This is a genomic window from Neobacillus bataviensis (assembly GCF_019969725.1).
The window spans coordinates 199,091-219,256 of record NZ_JAHXYW010000003.1 but is presented as its reverse complement, the minus strand read 5'-3'; the positions used below and the strand labels follow the sequence as shown (position 1 = coordinate 219,256).

The following is a 20,166-nucleotide window of genomic DNA, read 5'->3' as shown; positions in this document are numbered from 1 at the left end:
AATCCCCAAATTTGTATAATCCTATGATTTCCCATTAATTCAACAAAAAATTCGGAGGCGATTCCTTGACTGAGATGCTATTAAAATACTTCCGGACCAAGCAGCAAAAGGTGGAGTCGGAACAAACCTTTACTACCCAATGCCCTTTTTGCAGTATGCAGTGCAAAATGCAATTGATTGAACAATCGATTGTTACACGAAAAACATATAAGACAATCGGAAAAGATAACCCCACTTCAGAAGGGCGTTTATGCATCAAAGGCATGCATGCGCATCAGCATGCCCTCCATCGCGAACGCTTAAAATATCCATTATTAAAAGTGAATGGAGAATTTGTCCGCATTACCTGGGAGGAAGCCCTGGACAAAATCAAAGAGAATTTTACGTGCATCCAAGCGGAAAATGGCCTGAACGCTTTGGCGGTTTATGGCAGCGCCTCACTCACCAATGAAGAAGCTTATTTACTAGGAAAGTTTGCACGAAGTGCTTTAAAAACCAAATACATTGATTACAACGGCCGCTTATGTATGTCTGCCGCAGCCTCTGCTGCGAGCCAAACATTCGGAATGGACAGAGGATTCACCAACAGCCTATCTGAAATTCCTTATACAAATTGCATCATCTTAGCGGGAACAAATATCGCCGAATGTCAGCCCACTATGTTTCCATATATTGAAAAAGCGAAGGAAAACGGCGCTTATATCATTGCGATAGACCCGCGTGAAACCGCGACGACGAAACTAGCAGATTTGCATTTGCAGCTTAAACCGGGAACCGATGCCGCACTCGCAAATGGGCTGTTAAAAATAATAATAGAAGAAAACTATATTAATAAAACCTTTATCCAAGAAAGGGTAAAAGGGTTTGAAGAAGTAAAGGAGTATGTTTCAACGTTAACACTGGAGGAAATCGAAAACATAACCGGTGTTTCAATCGCCCAAATTCGAAAAGCGGCAATAAAGTTTGGAAAAGTAGCAACAGGAATGATTTTTACAGCAAGAGGGGTGGAGCAGCAAACCGATGGAGCGATTGCTGTTCGCAATTTCTTGAATATTCTGCTTTCAACTGGGAAAATTGGCAAGCCACATTGCGGTTATGGAGCGATAACAGGACAGGGCAATGGACAAGGAGCCCGTGAACATGGCCAAAAAGCCGATCAGCTTCCGGGATATCGAGCCATTGAAAACGAGGAACACCGGGCATATATCGCCAGTGTTTGGGGAATCAATGAATCCGAATTGCCGGGAAAAGGAGTTTCTGCTTACGAAATGATGGAGAAAATCAATGAAGCTAAAATTACTGGTCTGTTTTTAATGTGCTCGAATCCGGTTGTTTCCCATCCGAATGCGCATTTTGTGAAAAATGCCTTAAAAAAATTAAAATTCTTTGTTGCTGCCGATCTATTTTTGTCTGAAACGGCAAAATTAGCCGATTTGATTTTGCCCGCTTCGTCTTATTTGGAAGATGAGGGTACGATGACAAATGTAGAAGGCCGGGTCACCTTGCGCGATGCGAGCTATCCATGTCCAGGAGAGGTTAAGCACGACTGGCAAATTATTTGTGAAATAGCACGTGTTCTTGGTAAAGAAAAGGGCTTTTCGTTTACTTCAGCCGAAGAAATTTTTCAAGAATTACGAGTAGCAAGTCGTGGCGGAAAGGCTGATTATTACGGGATTACGTATGAGCGTCTGCGAAAAGAAGGCGGTATATTATGGCCATGTCCTGATATAGGACATAGCGGGACGAATAGGCTGTTTGAAGCTTCCTTCGCACATCCGGATGGAAAGGCAGTCATGGTCATCGCTCCAAACAAACCAACTGTAGCAAAAGACCAAGCAAGTGAACAATTTCCTTTGTTACTCACGACCGGAAGAGTTATGTCGCATTATTTAACCGGTGTCCAAACACGGAAAAGCGCTGGATTAGCGGCAAGGAATGTGGAATCATACCTGGAGATCCATCCGGCGATGGCCTTGAAATATCAGATTCCAAATCATTCCTTGGTAAAAATCGAATCCAAACGAGGCAGCATTGTTGTTAGAAGCAAGTGGTCGGAGATGATTCGCAAAGATACCGTTTTCATCCCCTTTCATTGGGGAGATTCACAAAATGTGAATCTTCTAGTTTCAAATAAATTAGATCCTGACTGCCAAATGCCTGGATTTAAAGTGACAGCAGTGAGAGTAAGTCCGTTAATGGATCCATTTTTACAATAAAAATTCTATGTTGTATTTTAGTGTTTGGAAAATGTTTTTTCGTTGCTGATTATTATGAATATTTTGTGAATTATGAAGGGCTATTCCCATCACCAGTTATTATTACAAGCATAGTATATAGCAAAGGTGGTGATGATAAATGGACTTCGGACTATCAGCCTGGATGCTATATACTATGCAGGCCGTTTTTGGACTAATGATTCTTAATTTCCTAATTCAGTTTATCCAAATGTTCTGGAAAGGCTCTTTTGATACAAGTTTTGTACTAGATTATTTAAAGGATATCGTTTACTTCGTTCTTCCATTGAACCTTCTTATTTCCATGAATTCAATTGATCCAACAGGATGGATTATGACGACCTTCTACTTCATTGGCGGTCTTGCTGTCGTAATCAAGTACTTGATGGACATCAAAAACAAACTTGTAAAATAATTGATTTGAGGCCCTCTCTTTTTTGGGAGGGTCTTTTGCATTGGGTAAGGGTCATTAAGAAAGGGCCCTAATGCTCATCAGCCACCGAAAAGTGCCGGGACGGTCATTAATGGAGGATCCTAATTCCTATCATCCTTCAAAAAGTGCCGCGACGGTCATTAAGAGAGACTCCTAATGCCCATCAACTTTCAAATTGTGCCTCGACGGTCACTAAGGGAGGCTCCTAATGACCATCACCTTTCAAATTGTGCCGCGACGGTCATTAAGAAAGGGCCCTAATGCCCATCACCCTTCAAATTGTGCCACGACGGTCACTAAGAGAGGGCCCTAATGCCCATCACCCTTCAAATTGTGCCGCGACGGTCATTAAGAAAAGGCCCTAATGCCCATCACCCTTCAAATTGTGCCGCGACGGTCACTAAGAGAGGATCCTAATGCCCATCACCTTTCAAAAAGTACCGCGACGGTCGTTAAGAGAGACTCCTATTGCCCATCACCCTTCAAATTGTGCCACGACGGTCATTAAGGGAGGATCCTAATTCCCATCACCCTTCAAATAGTGCCGCGACGGTCATTAAGAAAGGATATTTTCAGTCCATAAAAATTTTAATAAAATTTCAAAAAAAATCTCGATTTTAAGATATTACTGCTTACACCTTTAGGCTGTTTCATCATATAATATTCCAAATTTTCCGAAATGGAAGTGGGACCATGAAGAGTCATAAGTGGATAAAGTGGCGCAAATTCCTGCTCTGGCTCGCCTTTATCATATTTATTGGCGTAATATTGGTGAAGGGAGGACCTTCCTATTGGTCGGTCGCCTTGACAATAATCAGCTTTTTATTTCAATTGCTATTCGCAATGTTATTTATGATCATACAGTTTGTTGCACTCTTCTGGTTTCTGGCCCGGGGACGAACGTACTGGATCTTGCCTGGTGAGACCGGTACAACCTGGGACGACTATCGGGGCAATCCAGAAATTGTGGAAAATGCCAGAAGGATAGTTACCCTTCTTAGGGGTGTAAAAGAGTTTAAAGATATGGGTGGCGAAGCGATCAGAGGCTTACTCCTATGCGGCCCGCCAGGCACCGGGAAGTCCTATTTGGCTCAAGTAATCGCCAACGAAGCACAGGTACCCTTTGCCTATGCATCAGCCCCAAGCTTTCAAAATATGTTCTTCGGCGTTGGTAACCTTAAAGTGATGGGTCTCTACAAGAAAGCCAGGAAGCTCGCAGATGTATATGGTGCCTGCATTATATTTATCGATGAAATCGACGCCATTGGCATGAGCCGACAAGGCGGAGGAGGAGGCGGAGGAGGAGCAGGTCTGATGGGCATGGCCGGAATGGGGGGAGCCGGATTGCTTAATGAACTCCTTTTACAAATGGACCCTCCGAACATCGATAACTCCAAAATCGCGAAGTTTCTACGCTCACTGGGGTTACGAAAAAAAGTAGCAGAGCGCCCAGCCGTTCTAACGATAGGCGCAACCAACCTTCCTGATGTCCTCGACCAGGCATTGCTCCGGCCGGGCCGCTTTGACCGCAAGCTTTGGGTCGACTCTCCTGATTATGATGGCCGGGTAGATGTATTCCAATACTATCTTAAAAAAGTAAAAATTGATTCATCGCTGACCTCCGAGAAGGCCGCTCTTGACACAATCGGCTATAGTCCAGCGCAAATCAGACATATTGTTAATGAGTCTGTCGTCATCGCCCATCAGCGCGGGGCCCAGCTAGCTAGTTACGAGGACTTCCGGGCTGCGATGGAAACCTATGAGTGGGGGCTTAAACAGCCATTAAGCTCCATGATGGAGGATGAGAAGCGGAATGTCGCCTATCATGAAGCCGGTCATGCGGTAGCACAGTACCTGTTGAAGCCCCATGAACGTGTATGGAAGGTCACGATTATCCGGCGCGGCGGTGCGCTTGGCCTTGCGGCAACTAAACCGACCGAAGAGCGGTATAACCGAAGTGACAGCGAAATGCTCGCAGAAATTCAAGTTTGTTTGGCTGCGAGAGCAGTGGAAGAGGAATTCCTTGGCAAGAAATTAAACGGGGTTACCTCCGATCTCCAGCAGGCCACGATGATAGCAGGTGCTTACCTTGGTATGGTCGGCATGGGCGATGAATTATTCAGCTGGCTTGCGGTAGGAACCCGAATTGATGGACTTCGAGCATTACGTCCAAAAATCAATCTGCTATTGAAGGACCAGATGAAACAGGTTAAGCAGCTTGTCAATGAGCATGCCGATTTCGTCCATTCGATTGCTGGGGAATTATTAAAGCGAGGCGATTTAACGGGTGAGGAAATTGAAGAGCTTTATGTTCGCCTGTATGGCCAAACCAGACCAGAACCACGAAAGGTAGTAACCCTCGAATCTTTCGAGAATCCACTTGTCCTAGGTTTACCTTCAGTGAATCCAGTAGACGAAGGGACAGATGAGATAGAGGAAACAAAATAAACAGAACCGATTAGCCTCGTTAATAAACGAGGTTTTTCGTTGTTGTTTTATATCGATAACAGAAATGAAGAGTATTTTTATTTAAAAGAAGCAAAATAAAAAAGGTAAACAAGGTTTATTAAGGGGAATTTAACTTGTCAAAAAAGAAACTGCAGTCTTCACCAGACGCTGATGAAAAGAAATTGTTAAACGATAAAGTAGAAAAGGCTCGTTAAAACAACTTTGAAGATGACCATATTCGTAGAGTAACGCAAAATGGGGCAGATGGTCAATAATTAGATAAAAACAAGGAGTTGTTAATTAGCAACTCCTTATTTCTTGAAATATGGAGGGGAAGTTCAATGAATTCTAAATATGCAACTATATTCCAGCCATTTACGTTTTTGAATGGAATAACTTTAAAGAATCGGATTGTTATGGCACCGATGACAAATTTTTCATCCAATCAGGATGGTACTGTTTCCGACGCCGAGGTTAAATATTATGCAAGGCGTTCCGCGGGTGTAGGAATGGTCATTACGGCTTGTACATATGTAACCGCTAATGGGAAAGGCTTTCATGGAGAATTCGGCGGGGATCGGGATGAGTTTATTCCAAGTCTTAAAAGGCTTGCATCGGCGATAAAAGAAAAGGGATCAAAAGCGATTCTGCAAATTTTTCATGGCGGACGCCAAGTTCCGCCAGAGCTAGTAAACGGCGATGTTGTCAGTGCGAGCAGCATTCCTGCTGAAGGTGAAGGAAAGCCAGTTCCTAGAGAATTATCTGAACAAGAGGTAGAGGCGATAATCAGGGACTTTGGAGAAACAACACGTCGGGCAATTGAATCTGGCTTTGATGGTGTTGAAATTCATGGGGCGAACGGGTATCTTATTCAACAATTTTTCTCCCCCCATTCCAACCGTCGTGAAGACTGCTGGGGAGGAAGTCTTGATAAACGTCTGAACTTCCCATTGGCAGTAGTGGACGAGGTAAAGAATGTTGCTGCAAAGTATGCCAATGATTCATTTATTATAGGGTACCGCTTTTCACCAGAAGAACCGGAAACACCCGGAATTACCATGGCTGATACATTGTATTTAATAGATGCACTTGCGGAAAAAGATCTCGATTATTTGCATGTATCGCTAATTGATTTTTGGTCCACACCTAGAAGAGGCATTGATGATACCCGTTCACGAATTGAAATTATTCAAGAGCGCGTCGGCTCCCGTGTTCCTGTTATCGGTGTAGGGTCGATTCAGACAGCGGATGAAGCACTAAAAGCACTTGAAACAGGGATTCCTTTACTTGCACTTGGGCGTGAAATCATTATGGATCCGGATTGGGTGCAAAAGATTGCAGGAGGAAAGGAAAATGAGATTATAACCAAGATAGACAAAACGAAACAGAATGAACTTGTCGTTCCAGATCCACTTTGGCAAGCCATTATCCATACCCCTGGATGGTTTCCAGGTGTATAATATTCGAAAAGCATCTGATTAAGATGCTTTTTTTTTGTGATAAAATGGTTAATGAATATTTTAGTGAATTTGGTATAGCATGGGTAAATAGGAAAAATATCATCGAAAGGACCAATAGAGATGGACATCCTATTATCTTTTTTTCATATGTTACTGTTAAGTTTTATAGAATTGATCTATCTGGTGGGAACCCTCATTGCGGTTGGGTTTATATTAGGGTTTCTGGAAAGGCATTCCAATTCATACCTGGTACGTGCCTTTGGTCCTAGAGGAGTGTTGGTAACCGCATGGATTGGGACTCCCATTCATGAAATCGGCCATCTTATCCAGTGCTTTCTGTGGGGACATCGGGTTACAAGGGTCAAACTACTTCAGTTGAACAGTTCGAATGGCGTGCTTGGATTTGTCGAGCATCAATATAACCGAAACAGCATGTATCAGCAGGTGGGGAATTTTTTTATTGGTTTAGGCCCCATTTTTAGTGGAATCGGTTCGTTAATATTGGGGATGTATCTGTTCGTGCCCCAATCCTTTAAAACCTTTCAACAGCAGCTTCGTGAGCATATTTCACTTGAAAAGTTGGATATAAATGTTATTAAATCAATAGTGGGAGCCATATTAGCGATTAGTAAAAGTCTTTTTACCATAGAAAATTTCATCAACCCGCTTTTTTGGATCTTTTTAGTTATTGCCATCAGTATTTCTTCCCATATTGCTCTGAGTAAATCGGATATCCAAGGCTCAGCAAAAGGACTGTTGACCATCTTCTTTCTATTGGTTTTGTTTAATCTTGCTGCAGGCCTGCTCCATTTAGACAGCTACCGGCTAATCCTCAAACTGGCGGAATTTAATGCCTATGTCCTGGCCTTATCGGGGATTGCTTTCCTTTTTTCGCTTTTAACCTTGGTAGTAAGTTATATACTTTATCAAATAAAAAAAGGATTGTAAGAGAGGATAGAAAATTGTTAAATTTAGTATTATTAAGTGATTTTTCCAAGAAAAATAATCTTCAGTTAGAAGAGCGGATTAAAGAGCTTATCTTAGTGAAATCATTTAAACTTGGATATATTCCCTCCCAGTCAGATAAAGAAAAGAAATACTTTACCGCGGCAAAGGAATATTTTCGTTCTTTAGATATAAACGAGTTCCTTTATTTTGATGTAGATGAGGAGTATGACGAATCCTTGCTGGGAGAGCTCGAAAGCTGTGATGGCCTCTACTTATCCGGCGGGAATACCTTCTATTTTTTAAAAAACTTACAAAAGAGAAACTTGCTGGGAAAACTAAATGAGATGGCAATCAATGGGAAACTATTGATTGGTGTAAGTGCCGGAGCCATTTTGATGTCAAAGACGATAAAAATTGCATCATACATAGATGAAAATTTCGTTCACTTGGAGCAATTAAACGCTTTAAATTTAATAGAATTTGAGTTTATGCCGCATTGGCAAACACAAAAGCAGCGGTTACCGGAGCTTTTGGCGTATTCTAAACAGAAGACAATTAATACCTGTAATGACGGTGATGGCATTGTCATTCATGGTGATCATATCGAGTTTTATGGGAAGATTAATGAAATTCGTAATGGAAAAATCATTGAAGGGGGTTCACATCATGCATGAAGAAGGATTTATTGAAGTAACAGGCGGCAAGGTTTGGTATGAAATGTACAATAAAGAAGGTGCTGGGACGCCTGTCATCATTTTACACGGAGGACCAGGGTCCTCGTGTTATTCGCTCCAAGGGTTAAAAGCTTTGGCACAGGATCGTCCGGTTATTTTTTACGATCAACTTGGTTGTGGCAGGTCAGAGAGGCCAACGGACACCACATTATGGAAACTTGAACGGTTTGTCGAGGAATTAGCCCAAATCAGAGGTGCCCTTAACTTAAATGAAGTACATATTTTAGGTCATTCATGGGGGACGACGCTAGCTGCAGCTTATTGTATAACAAAGCCAAGCGGTGTGAAGAGTGTTATGTTTTCAAGTCCCTGCCTTAGCGCACCTTTGTGGGAGGAAGATCAGCGGCGGAACCTGAAAAAGCTGCCACAAGAGATTCAAGAAACCATTTTACGCTGTGAAGAATCGGGAATGACAGATTCTAAGGAATATCATGAAGCAACGCTTGAGTTTAATAAAAACTTTGTAAATAGAATGGATCCGTATCCAGACTGGTTGAAACAAGGCTCCCAATATCGCAATCCAGAAGTATACAATATTATGTGGGGACCGTCCGAATTCACAGTACTAGGAAACTTGAAAAATTTTGATTGTACTTCCCAATTAAAGGAAATCACTTGTCCCACTTTGTTTACGTGCGGTCGTTTTGATGAAGCGACTCCGGAATCAACCGAATATTTTAGCAAACTGACAAATAATGGTAAATTCTATGTGTTTGAGAACAGTGCTCATATGCCGTATGTCGAAGAGCCGGAGGAATTTTTGCAGGTGGTAGGAGAGTATCTGAAATCAGTCGACTAAAATTTACAAAAAATCCACCATTCGATCCTGGTGGATTTTTCCTTTTTACAAGAGATCCTTTCTTTGCATTATTATTTTGCTATTATTAAAAAGAAAAATAGATTTAGAAGAAGGAATAAATAGGATTATGCCGAAATGTGTTATAAGACAATTTTCCTATATAAGGGGCAAAGCAATGAAACGCATGGGTCAAATCTCTTTAGTATCCATCTCGATACTTTTTTCAATATATCAAAGATTCTTCGAACACCATCCCTTTTTCACGCTTGATTTTTTAATTTTTACCGCAATCTCCTGGGTGGTCGGATGGCAATATGATAAAGCTTGCTACTTGGGAAAAAAAGCTCTTGATAGTGAGGAAAGTTACAAGAAATTGATCGATTCCTTACCTGAACCGGTTTATATTACCCAAGACCATAAATTTATTTATTTAAATCAAGCTGCATTATCCATGGCTCGTGCAAAGAATAAAGAAGAATTGTTCGGAAAAACCATTATGGATTTCATTGTTCCTGAATATCAGGAACGTTTATTGGAGCGATATAAGCAAATTAAAAAAGCAAAACAGCCGGTCAATACGATTGAATACAAAGCACGGCGGCTCGACGGAACGATATTTTATTTTGAGGCTTCTTCTATGAATATCGTATTTGGCGGTAAAGAGGCGCTTCTGACGATTGGGAAAGACATTACCGATCGAAAAGAGCAAACAGACCGTTTGTTACAAAAGTCTGAGAAACTGGCATTGTTAGGACAAATGGCCGCCGGGATTGCCCATGAAATCCGTAATCCACTTACTTCTATCAAAGGTTTTATCCAGCTATTTAAGGCCAATCAGCAGCAGGATGAGTATTTTGATATAGTTTTAGCAGAGCTTGAACGGATCAATTCGATTGTTGGGGAATTTCTTTTTTTGGCAAGACCAACCGTGGCTGTTTTTATTGAAAAAGATGTAACGGTCTTGATTAGGGATGTCATCACCTTAATGAACACCCAATCCATATTAAACAGCGTGGAAATCTTCGTCGATTTTGAAGGGGAGATTCCGACAATCAGCTGTGAGGAAAACCAGTTAAAGCAAGTATTTTTAAATCTTTTAAAAAATGCTATTGAAGCTATGCCGGATGGCGGTAATATTTTTGTGAAGGTCAAGGAAAGAGAAGAGGGAAATATTTCGATAAATATTACTGATCAAGGGGTAGGTATTCCTGCAGAGAGAATCGCCACTCTTGGTGAGCCTTTTTATACGACCAAAGAAAAAGGAACAGGTCTCGGTTTAATGACCTGTTACCGGATTATTGAAAGTCATAATGGCCAGCTTTTGATCCAAAGTGAAATAAATCAAGGCACGACAATTGAAATCGTTTTGCCGACGATCACACAGCCATTGCTGAAAAAGGAATACAGCTATTCATAGCTCAAAAAGAATCTCCATGGACCGGGGATTCTTTTTTGCAAGAAGATGTCGATTTAGGTATTTCGTTGTATGAAAAGGTCGAAAATATTGGAATCCCGTCTTTTTTTAGCTTGTTTTAGCGAAACGATTCTACTAAACCGATAACGTGATATAATACATTTTGCGTCAATTGTTTACAGTATTCGAAATTATTACATATTTTTTTCTGAGGTGTATTTTTGCTATGAGACAGGAACAGTTAGAAAAGGCAATAAACAAGAAAAGAGACGAGATGATAAAAATAGGTTTGGCAAAAGGACTCCAATGCGAAGAAACAATTCACTGCAGCCAGGAACTGGACGATATGATTAACGAATATAATCGATTAAAATTGCAACCTAACCGTTTTAAACCCATCCAACAATATCATGATTTTATACTTTTCTTAAATGAATGCATATTTAAGCTTTTAATGTTTGGGTGCAGTTCATACATTCGTTACTTTCAAGTTTAAAAGGATTTATATTTGGAAATAATATTCCATTGAGGACTTCTGAACTACTAATATATGATAATCTTAGCACTTGGTACTATTAATAGTTTCGGAGGGAAAAATAGATTGAAAAAAGTCCTGCTATATGTGATTATTTTTACAATCATTGTTCCATTGGTTCCTCATAATATGATTTTTGCCGAACAGGCAGAACCAATTGTTAAAGTGAAGTTGATTAATTATTTAGGTAACAAATCAGAAATTACTTTAAAACCAAATGGCGATTATCTTACGAGTGACCAGAATATCAAGTTAATTTCAGGTAATAGTTATCTACTAAAACAGGAAAATGGAAAAATCTCTTTATATAAAGATGGCGCTCTTCTTTATTCTTCTAATGTTTTATCGGCCAATCCTGTGAAGCCAACTTCCCAGCTTTCCATCAATAATCGCATCTACCTTGGCAGTTTTGATTTTGAGGTGGAAAATAACCGCTATGTTCGTCCGATTAATTCTGTGTTCATGGAGGATTATTTAAAAGGTGTTGTGCCCATTGAAATGTATCCTTCATGGAAGGTTGAAGCCCTGAAAACGCAGGCTGTGGCAGCAAGAACGTATGCGATGAGCTACAGTACTCGTGGTGTTATTGATGATACGATCGCTTATCAAGTATACGGCGGCTACAATTGGACTCCAAATTCTACAAAAGCTGTTGATGAGACGAAGGGGCAGGTTGCCGAGTATAACGGGCGGTTAATCAATGCTGTATATTCTGCAAGCAACGGCGGACGGACTGAGAACAACGCTAATGCCTGGGGGACGGCACTCGTTCCTTATTTACCTATCAAGCAAGACCCTTATGACCCCAGAACAGTTTGGAGCTTTTCTCTTCATAAAAGACAAATGGATATATCCTCTCTAGATTTAGCAAAGTCTTCTGAATGGTGGTCCACAATTAAAGAAGCAGATCAGACAATTACATCTAATATTAAAATGTGGCTAAATGCCAATGGCTATGCAAATAATGAAATTAAAATCACGGCTATCCCTGAATTTTCTCTATATGCTGCTGGTTCTGGCGGCAGAGTAAATAAGGGGAGCATGACGGTCGAGTTTATAGAAAAAGATAACGTGGATGCCGATGGAAAATTAATTCTCAAGCGTCTAGCCATAGCCGATGTAAGTGCATCAATAGTCCGCTCCATTATTGGGAATCGTGTAATGTGGAGTTATTTAGTGGCTGAATTTAAATCTGATAATGATACTTTTTCTGTCAAGGGATTGGGAGATGGCCATGGTGTCGGGATGAGTCAATGGGGCGCCAAAAACATGGCTGATGCCGGGAAAACGTACGATGAAATTTTAAAATTTTATTATTCCGGGATTTCCATTGTTAACATGTATGGACCATCATCGATTGCGGTGCAAGGCAGCAAACGAACTGGCTGGGTGAAGGACCATGGGAAATGGTACTTTTTTAATCCAAACGGTTCAATGGCAACAGACTGGCTAAAGAATGCCAGCCAGTGGTATTACCTAAATGGCAATGGTGAAATGCAAACAGGCTGGAAGTCTATCGGCGGGAAATGGTATTACTTGAAACCAACTGGAGCAATGGCGACTGGATGGCTTAAGGACAAAAATAAATGGTACTACTTAACTTCCACAGGTGCGATGGCAACCGGCTGGATTAAAGATAAAGGGAAAACCTACTATTTATCAAAAAACGGCGAAATGGTTCAAAACCGTCAATATATTGCAGGAAAATGGTATCAATTCCATACGAGCGGGTATTTAATCAGGTAATCACGGCTGAATTCCTTCAGCCTTTTTTTATTGAAAAACATTAGAAAAATAGATTCCAATTTTGCTATAATGATACATAGGAGAAGTATTGTAAAAAATAGGTAGTTGAAAATCAACAGGTCTTTTTACAGGAGGTTTTATGAACAAAAATAAATATGTATTCTGGGGATTAGTCATTACAACCCTCATTTCGGCACTCGATGCCAACATCATGCAAACGGCAAGCCCGACCATCGTAAAGCAGCTTGGCGGCATGGAGTTATTCGCCTGGATATTTGTCGTTTATATGCTGGCAAGCACTGTTACCGTTCCACTTTACGGTAAACTTTCAGATATGTACGGCCGAAAAAAACTATTAATGTTTGCGGTCGGCTTATTTACTCTCGGTTCAATCCTGTGCGGCATGGCGAACTCGATGGTGAGCCTCATTATTTTCAGAGGTATTCAGGGCTTGGGAGCCGGCGGGATGATTCCACTCTCCATCATCATCGTTGGTGATTTATTTACCATCGAAACACGAGGGAGAATCCAGGCTGTTTTTAGCAGTATTTGGGCAATATCCTCTATTGTCGGTCCTGTTCTAGGTTCTTTTTTTGTTGAAGCATTATCTTGGAGATGGATTTTCTTTATCAATATCCCAATAGGTATTGCAACCGTGCTGTGTTTAATACCTTATCAGGAACAATCTGAATTTAAAAAGACCTATATCGACTTTAAAGGCTTTTTCCTGTTCGGGATCTCAATCTCCCTATTATTGCTGGCCACAAATGTCAGCCATGCCCTTTGGTACGTGATCATTGGATTTATTGGATTGATTGTCTTTGTTTTTGTTGAAAAGAAAGAGAAACATCCATTTCTTCCTGTTTCGTTGTTTAAAAACAAGGGAATCCTCATGTCCAATCTTTTTATGTTGGTCTACTGTCTTTCCTTTTTCGGAACATCCAACTTTATTCCTCTGTATTTGCAAGAAGGAAACCACATGAGCATTTATAAAAGCGGGCTGATTCTCTTAAGTATTGCCATCGGCTGGATGTTTGGAAGCACACCGGCTGGCAAATGGATTATCCGGTTCGGTTATAAAAATTTATTTATCATTGGAAGCTTTATCACGGCTTTATCAGGACTGGCATTATTTTTATTCCTCAATGAACTATCCTACTTAGGGATGTTTCTAATTTTGACCGTCCAAGGGGTTTCCTTTGGCTTATTATTTGCAGTTGGTACCATTGCCTCACAGGAATTTGCTGACGCGGATATTAAAGGGGTATCAACTTCCTTGCAAATGTTCTTAAGAAACATCGGGACCTCGATTGGGGTAACCATCATGGGCCTCCTAATTAACCAAGCGGCCAGCATTTCAATCGGCATGAAAAACGTCTTTCTGTATGCATTATGTTTAAGTTTGGTAACGGTCTTATTAAGCTTCTTCATACCAGCCAAAACGGCTGCTTTAAGCGAAAATTAAGATAAAAACCCGCCTTCCGTTGTAGACGAAGGCGGGTTTTTAAATTTATACTATAGGAAATAGAGACTAAGGGAGCTATGAAAATGAATTCGCAAAAAACGATTGTTGATAAGTTGAATCTTGCAAAATATCCGACGAAGCTCATACTTGGCCTGCCAGAAGCTGTGAGCGATTTTAATGACCTTGAATTCGATTCATCGATTCAAAAAGAACAATACGATATGTGCTTTTTCTTTGTCTTCCGCTTAGAAGAGTTTTCCAAGCAAATAAAGCTTGTGATTGAAAAGAAACTATTGAAGGATAAAGGATATTTGTTTTTTGCTTATCCGAAAAAAGGAAATCCAACGTATAAGGAATACATAGAGCGCGATAGTATATTCCACGGCATTGGTGTGGATGAAGAAGGCTATGTTTCCGGAAGTGATATTAAGTTCGCCAGAATGGTAAGTTTGAATGATGTGTTCACGGTGGTAGGATTGAAATCCGAACCAAAAAAAGCAAAAAAAGCAGCAAGTTCAAAAGCCAGTCAATGTGTGGATGACTATATTAATAATGTGGAAGACATTAAGCAGTATTTAAAGAATAAAGTGGATTTATTAAATTTCTATAATGACCTAACTCCTGGCTATCAAAAGGATTGGGCACGGTATGTATACAGCGCCAAAAGGAAAGAAACCCAGGAAAAACGCCTCATAGAAATGGAAACCGTTTTAGGAGATGGTTTTAAATCCATGGAATTATATCGACAAAGTAAGAGGAATTAAGTTGCAAAAAGGGCCTTTTAAATGAGAGAGGCCTTTTATCATTGTTTTTTTCTTGGATTTTTCACGCAACTAAAGGTAAAATATTAAAATGATAACATTAAAAAAAGAGTAGGTAATAGACAATGATTGCAAAGACAGAAGAAGATTTTAAAAGTTTAAAGGAAATTGGTAAAATTGTGGCATCCATAAGGGATGAAATGGTTCGTCAAACGAAGCCGGGCATTACGACAAAAGAATTGGATGAAATCGCAGGTGAGCTTTTTGAAAAAGCAGGTGCCATTTCTGCTCCAAAAGGAGAGTACGATTTCCCCGGATTTACGTGTATAAGTGTCAATGATGAGGTGGCACATGGTATTCCTGGTAAGCGGGTTATTCAGGATGGAGACCTTGTTAATATCGATGTTTCGGGTTCTAAAAACGGTTATTTCGCTGACACCGGTATTTCCTTTGTAGTCGGTGAAGGGAAAGACATTCTGCAGAAAATTTGTGATGTAGCAAAATTAGCTTTTGAAGCAGGTCTAAAGAAAGCGAGACCAGGCGCTAAAAAAAGCGGGATCGGCAAGGCCGTCCACCAAACTGCTAAACAAAATGGGTTAACCGTTATTAAGAACCTAACAGGGCATGGAATTGGCCGCAGGATTCATGAAGCACCGGACCATGTTTACAATTATTATGAACCATGGGATGATGAGCTGCTAAAAGAGGGAATGGTCATTGCCTTTGAACCGTTTATCTCCACACATGAAGAAGAAGTGTTTCAAAAAGACGACGAATGGACTTATGCTACTGAAAAAAGCTTTGTCGCTCAGATTGAACATACATTGATCCTTACCAAAGACGGACCAATTATTATTACACAATAATTAGTTTCTTATTAATACGAAAAAAACTCGGTTCATTTACCGAGAAACAAAAAAGACCTAGACGGTCAATGAAAGCTCGCTACTATCCAAATAAATCAAAAGTGGTGCTATCCCGCTATTGGGTTCCCTTTTGAGGTGCAAACATTGCAAATCAAATCTTATTTTTAAGAAGGGATAGCTTAATTGCTATCCCTTAAATTCTTTATCTACTCAAGTTTAATAAATTTATTGTCTGTTTTTATTGAGTGTCTTCGTCGCTTTTGTACTCCAAAATATCACCTGGCTGACAATTCAAAGCCTTACATATCGCTTCTAATGTTGAAAAACGAACCGCTTTTGCTTTCCCATTTTTCAGAATAGAAAGATTCGCCATAGTAATTCCAACCCTCTCTGAAAGCTCCGTTACGCTCATTTTCCGTTTTGCTAACATCACATCAATATTAATAATAATTGTCATATCCTCCACCTCAGACCGTCAAATCATTTTCTGATTTTATGTTAATTGCTTCTTGTAGAAGCCGTTGGAGGATAGCAGAAAAAACGGCGATAACCAACGAAGCAAAAACGATGATGATTACCATTAATCCAATAGGAGGGTCAACTTTCTTCGCTATAAAATGAAAGAGTGGCAAACCTAATACATACAAACCACTGATTGTAATCGCACAGCTTTTTATGTTCTTTAATGCCTTTACAGATAATTCAGAGAACGCTGTGTTTTCGTCAATGTACCGTAAAAGGTTGAAAGCCTGATAGAGAGCGAAGTAAAAAGGCACAGCCGCTCCATACATCACGATGAATATGAGATATTTCAATGAGGCAATATTTGGATATAATTTTGCTGCAAAATTCGCCAAACGGGGTACAAAAAATATACATAAAGCAAGCACTGCAATTCCAGCCAGAAAAATAATTACCTTTAAGAAAATGGTTGAACCTCGTTTACCATTTATTTAAAACACCTCACTTATAAAATAACAACATGATTTTAGCACACGATTTATTGTATTACAATAAATTAGTATTGTCTCTTATTATATTATTATTGTTATTCAAAGCTCCTTTAAATTTGACAAAAAATAAAAAGCGTGAATTCCTGTGTGAATTCACGCAAAAAATGTATTGTGAAATTGAATTTTGTTCCCCAACAGAGAACCCGTTACTATCCAGACCTCCTTTTTACATTATTCCAATATTTCTTTATATTCCTTTCCTTTTTGAACATAAGATTCACTGGACATTTTCAGTAATTGCAAGTCCTTCTCGTTTAACTCACGTACCACTTTACCTGGTGAGCCGACCACAAGGGAGCGGGGCGGGATTTTGATTCCGCCAGCTAGGAGTGTATTGGCGCCAATAATGCATTCCTCACCAACCTCGACATTATCCAATAGTGTAGAGCCCATTCCGATAATCGAATTCCTGCCAACTTTACACCCATGCAAAATAACATTATGGCCAACGGTAACATCATCCTCAATGATGACGGGAAACCCTTCATATAAGTGGATAGTGGTGTTATCCTGGATGCTGCATCTTTCTCCGATAATAATTGGTCCTTCATCTGCCCTTAATACCGCATTAAACCAAACCGTTGAATCCTTTCCAATTTGCACATCCCCAACCAAATAAGCCCCTGGTGCGACAAATACAGATTCATGAATCGCAGGGGATTTCCCATTGAATGGAATCTTCATTTTTCATCTCTCCTATTTATTTTGAATCTTTTGAATCTTTTGAATTTAATATAGCATAAGGGCGACTAAAAGGTCTCTTGTTTTAAGAAAAATACTCTTTAATTGGCAACTATTCGAATATTCTAAATTTTTATTGTTTTCATCCGCCTTTTTTCTCTAAAATTATCTTGAATACAGAATTTGGAGGAGGTAAAGGGATATGATTGAAAAAGTCGTTGATATTCAGAAATTGGTTGAAGCCGTTGAAGAGGAAGTAGTTGAGTGGCGCAGGCATTTCCATGAGAATCCTGAGCTTTCGTTTAAAGAGTTTGAAACATCCAAATACGTTTTTGAAAAGCTCCAAGCCTTCGGTAATATCGAAGTTTCAAAGGTAACTACTACGAGTGTATTAGGACGAATCGTTGGCAAACAGCCAGGCAGAGTAGTGGCCTTAAGAGCAGATATGGATGCGCTCCCAATTCAGGAGGAAACAGGACTGCCGTTTGCCTCCAAAAACAAGGATGTCATGCACGCATGTGGTCATGATGGACATACTGCCATGCTTTTAGGAGCCGCAAAGGTCCTTTCTCAATTAAAAAACGAAATAAAAGGGGAAATCAGATTTTTCTTCCAGCATGCTGAAGAACATTTCCCAGGTGGCGCAGCTGAAATGGTTAAAGCTGGCGTTACAGAAGGAATTGATGGCGTAATTGGACTCCATCTTGCGTCGCAGATTCCTGCCGGCAAATTTTTCGTGTGCTATGGTCCTGTAACAGCTGGAACGGATGCTTTTGATATTGAGATCCAAGGTAAGGGTGGACATGGGTCGGCACCCTTTGCAACTGTAGATCCAATTGCAATTGGTGTTCAGATTGTAAATGGAATCAATCAGATTATTTCTCGAAAAGTTGATGCCAGTAAACGTGCGGTCATTTCTGTTACAAAATTTAATGGAGGAACAGCTAATAACATCATTCCTGACCGAGTGACCCTTGGCGGCACGGTTCGTACCTTTGATCCGGAAATCCGCAGTCAGATTCCGGTTTGGATTGAACAGATTACCAAAGGGCTAACCGAAGCCCATGATGCTTCCTATCAATTGAATTATCAATTGGGCTACTCTTCCGTTGTGAATGAGGAGAAGATCACTGCAATGGTAGATCAAACCATTGTGGAATCGTTTGGAGAAAGTAATCGCGTGATTGCCGATGCCATCATGGGAGGAGAGGACTTCTCAGCATTTTCGGCAGTTGCCCCAGGTTGTTTTGTTTTCTTAGGTGCAGGAAGTGAAAAACCGGAAGAGAATTACCCGCATCATCATCCTAAATTCGATGTTAAAGAAGAGTCCCTGATTCTTGGTGTACAGTATTACGTGCAATCAGCCTTAAAATTCTTGAATGAAAAATAGAGGAGGCTTGTATTGTGATTGAAAAAATCGTCGATATTCAAAACTTGGTAGAAGCCATTGAAGCGGAAGTGGTCCAATGGCGCAGGCATTTCCATGAAAATCCTGAGCTTTCATTTGAAGAAGTCGAAACCTCCAAATTCGTATTTGAAAAATTGCAATCCTTCGGAAATATCGAGGTTTCTTGGGTAACACCTACAAGTGTTATGGGACGCCTTTTTGGAAGACATCCAGGCAGGGTGATTGGCTTGAGAGCCGATATGGATGCTCTGCCCATTCAGGAAGAAACGGGTTTGCCCTTTGACTCAAAAAAAAGCGGGGTCATGCATGCTTGTGGACATGATGGGCATACGGCCATGCTTCTAGGCGCTGCAAAAGTCCTTTCCCAGTTAAAGGACGAAATTAATGGGGAAATTCGATTTTTCTTTCAGCATGCGGAGGAATTGTCCCCTGGCGGTGCACAGGAGATGATCAAGGCAGGCGCAGCAGAGGGGATCGATGGCGTAATTGGGCTTCACCTTGGTTCTCAAGGTCCTTTAGGGAAATTTTCCCTTTGTTATGGAGCTGTAACAGCAGCATGTGATGATTTTGATATCGTAATTCAAGGCAAGGGGGGGCATGGTTCAGAACCCAATGGAACGGTTGATCCCATTGCGATTGGTGTACAGCTTGTGAACGGGATCAATCAGCTTATTTCCCGTAAAGTGGATGCAGGCCATCGTGCCGTTATTTCAGTTACCCAGTTCCATGGAGGAACCGCCAATAATATCATACCTGATCGTGTGACGATCGGGGGCACCGTCCGTATGTTTGACCCTGAAATTCGTAAACAAATTCCAGTTTGGATTGAAAAGTTAACGAAGGGGCTGACAGCGGCAAACGATGCAACCTATCAATTGGACTATAACTTTGGATATAGTCCAACTATAAATGAAGAAAAAATCACCTCTCTTGTAGAAAAAACGATTGTAGAAACCTTTGGGGAAAGCAATTTTGTCCGGTCCCAAGCCTTGATGGGAAGTGAAGATTTCTCAGCGTTTGCCGAGGTTGCTCCAGGCTGTTTTGCCTTCCTGGGCGCAGGAAGCGAAAATCCTGCTGAAAATTATCCGCATCATCATCCAAAATTTGATGTAAAAGAAGAGGCTCTGATTCTTGGGGTTCATTATTTTGTACGGACTTCCTTAAATTTTTTAAATGAAAAATAAACATGAAGCAGGAAGAAGCCGGCGTGGCAGTTTGTTT

18 protein-coding genes are annotated in these 20,166 nt (G+C 40.5%); 15 read left to right on the top strand and 3 right to left on the bottom strand.

Annotation, left to right across the window (positions count from 1 at the left end; all coding sequences use genetic code 11):
• The first annotated feature begins 65 nt into the window (after positions 1–65).
• The 13 genes from nasC (at position 66) to map (ending at position 15,843) form a co-directional block, all read left to right on the top strand.
• Positions 66–2,216 (top strand): assimilatory nitrate reductase catalytic subunit NasC, encoded by a 2,151-nt coding sequence (nasC, locus tag LC455_RS09450; protein WP_223590176.1) that lies wholly within the window; start codon positions 66–68, stop codon positions 2,214–2,216.
• 139 nt (positions 2,217–2,355) lie between these two features.
• A complete protein-coding gene (locus LC455_RS09445) occupies positions 2,356–2,649 on the top strand; it encodes a hypothetical protein (RefSeq protein WP_223590174.1) in 294 nt (97 codons plus the stop codon).
• Positions 2,650–3,360: 711 nt separating this feature from the next.
• The gene (locus LC455_RS09440; protein WP_223590172.1) at positions 3,361–5,115 is read left to right on the top strand and encodes an AAA family ATPase; all 1,755 of its coding nucleotides are present in this window, start codon (positions 3,361–3,363) and stop codon (positions 5,113–5,115) included.
• Between the two features lie 341 nt (positions 5,116–5,456).
• Positions 5,457–6,575, top strand: coding sequence for an NADH-dependent flavin oxidoreductase (locus LC455_RS09435; RefSeq protein ID WP_223590170.1), 1,119 nt, complete (start codon positions 5,457–5,459; stop codon positions 6,573–6,575).
• Positions 6,576–6,695: 120 nt separating this feature from the next.
• Positions 6,696–7,523: a hypothetical protein gene (locus tag LC455_RS09430; RefSeq protein WP_223590169.1), complete on the top strand. Its 828-nt coding sequence runs from the start codon at positions 6,696–6,698 to the stop codon at positions 7,521–7,523.
• 14 nt (positions 7,524–7,537) lie between these two features.
• Positions 7,538–8,197 (top strand): Type 1 glutamine amidotransferase-like domain-containing protein, encoded by a 660-nt coding sequence (locus tag LC455_RS09425; RefSeq protein WP_223590167.1) that lies wholly within the window; start codon positions 7,538–7,540, stop codon positions 8,195–8,197.
• Positions 8,190–9,056 carry a proline iminopeptidase-family hydrolase gene (locus LC455_RS09420; RefSeq protein ID WP_223590166.1) on the top strand — a complete coding sequence of 289 codons (867 nt, stop codon included), beginning with the start codon at positions 8,190–8,192 and terminating at the stop codon, positions 9,054–9,056. The genes LC455_RS09425 and LC455_RS09420 overlap by 8 nt, the downstream gene beginning before the upstream one ends.
• A gap of 175 nt (positions 9,057–9,231) precedes the next feature.
• Positions 9,232–10,473: an ATP-binding protein gene (locus LC455_RS09415; protein WP_223590164.1), complete on the top strand. Its 1,242-nt coding sequence runs from the start codon at positions 9,232–9,234 to the stop codon at positions 10,471–10,473.
• 223 nt (positions 10,474–10,696) lie between these two features.
• Positions 10,697–10,966 carry an aspartyl-phosphate phosphatase Spo0E family protein gene (locus LC455_RS09410; RefSeq protein ID WP_223590162.1) on the top strand — a complete coding sequence of 90 codons (270 nt, stop codon included), beginning with the start codon at positions 10,697–10,699 and terminating at the stop codon, positions 10,964–10,966.
• Between the two features lie 105 nt (positions 10,967–11,071).
• A complete protein-coding gene (locus LC455_RS09405) occupies positions 11,072–12,751 on the top strand; it encodes a SpoIID/LytB domain-containing protein (protein WP_223590160.1) in 1,680 nt (559 codons plus the stop codon).
• Positions 12,752–12,890: 139 nt separating this feature from the next.
• Positions 12,891–14,216, top strand: coding sequence for an MDR family MFS transporter (locus LC455_RS09400; RefSeq protein ID WP_223590158.1), 1,326 nt, complete (start codon positions 12,891–12,893; stop codon positions 14,214–14,216).
• A gap of 83 nt (positions 14,217–14,299) precedes the next feature.
• Positions 14,300–14,980 (top strand): YdeI/OmpD-associated family protein, encoded by a 681-nt coding sequence (locus LC455_RS09395; RefSeq protein ID WP_223590156.1) that lies wholly within the window; start codon positions 14,300–14,302, stop codon positions 14,978–14,980.
• A 122-nt stretch (positions 14,981–15,102) separates the two neighbouring features.
• Positions 15,103–15,843 carry a type I methionyl aminopeptidase gene (gene map / locus LC455_RS09390; RefSeq protein WP_223590154.1) on the top strand — a complete coding sequence of 247 codons (741 nt, stop codon included), beginning with the start codon at positions 15,103–15,105 and terminating at the stop codon, positions 15,841–15,843.
• Positions 15,844–16,081: 238 nt separating this feature from the next.
• Here the strand turns inward: map and LC455_RS09385 are convergent, their stop codons facing one another.
• From LC455_RS09385 to LC455_RS09375, 3 genes are all read right to left on the bottom strand, one after another.
• Complete coding sequence (locus LC455_RS09385; RefSeq protein ID WP_223590153.1) at positions 16,082–16,309, bottom strand: helix-turn-helix domain-containing protein; 228 nt, start codon at positions 16,307–16,309, stop codon at positions 16,082–16,084.
• A gap of 1 nt (position 16,310) precedes the next feature.
• The gene (locus LC455_RS09380; RefSeq protein WP_223590906.1) at positions 16,311–16,796 is read right to left on the bottom strand and encodes a DUF2975 domain-containing protein; all 486 of its coding nucleotides are present in this window, start codon (positions 16,794–16,796) and stop codon (positions 16,311–16,313) included.
• A 231-nt stretch (positions 16,797–17,027) separates the two neighbouring features.
• Positions 17,028–17,540, bottom strand: a complete 513-nt coding sequence (locus LC455_RS09375) for a gamma carbonic anhydrase family protein (RefSeq protein WP_223590152.1) — start codon at positions 17,538–17,540, stop codon at positions 17,028–17,030.
• Between the two features lie 199 nt (positions 17,541–17,739).
• Between LC455_RS09375 and LC455_RS09370 the strand changes: the two genes are divergently transcribed.
• Both LC455_RS09370 and LC455_RS09365 read left to right on the top strand, forming a co-directional pair.
• Complete coding sequence (locus LC455_RS09370) at positions 17,740–18,927, top strand: M20 metallopeptidase family protein (RefSeq protein WP_263297738.1); 1,188 nt, start codon at positions 17,740–17,742, stop codon at positions 18,925–18,927.
• Positions 18,928–18,941: 14 nt separating this feature from the next.
• Positions 18,942–20,129: a M20 metallopeptidase family protein gene (locus tag LC455_RS09365; protein ID WP_223590150.1), complete on the top strand. Its 1,188-nt coding sequence runs from the start codon at positions 18,942–18,944 to the stop codon at positions 20,127–20,129.
• Positions 20,130–20,166: the final 37 nt, after the last annotated feature.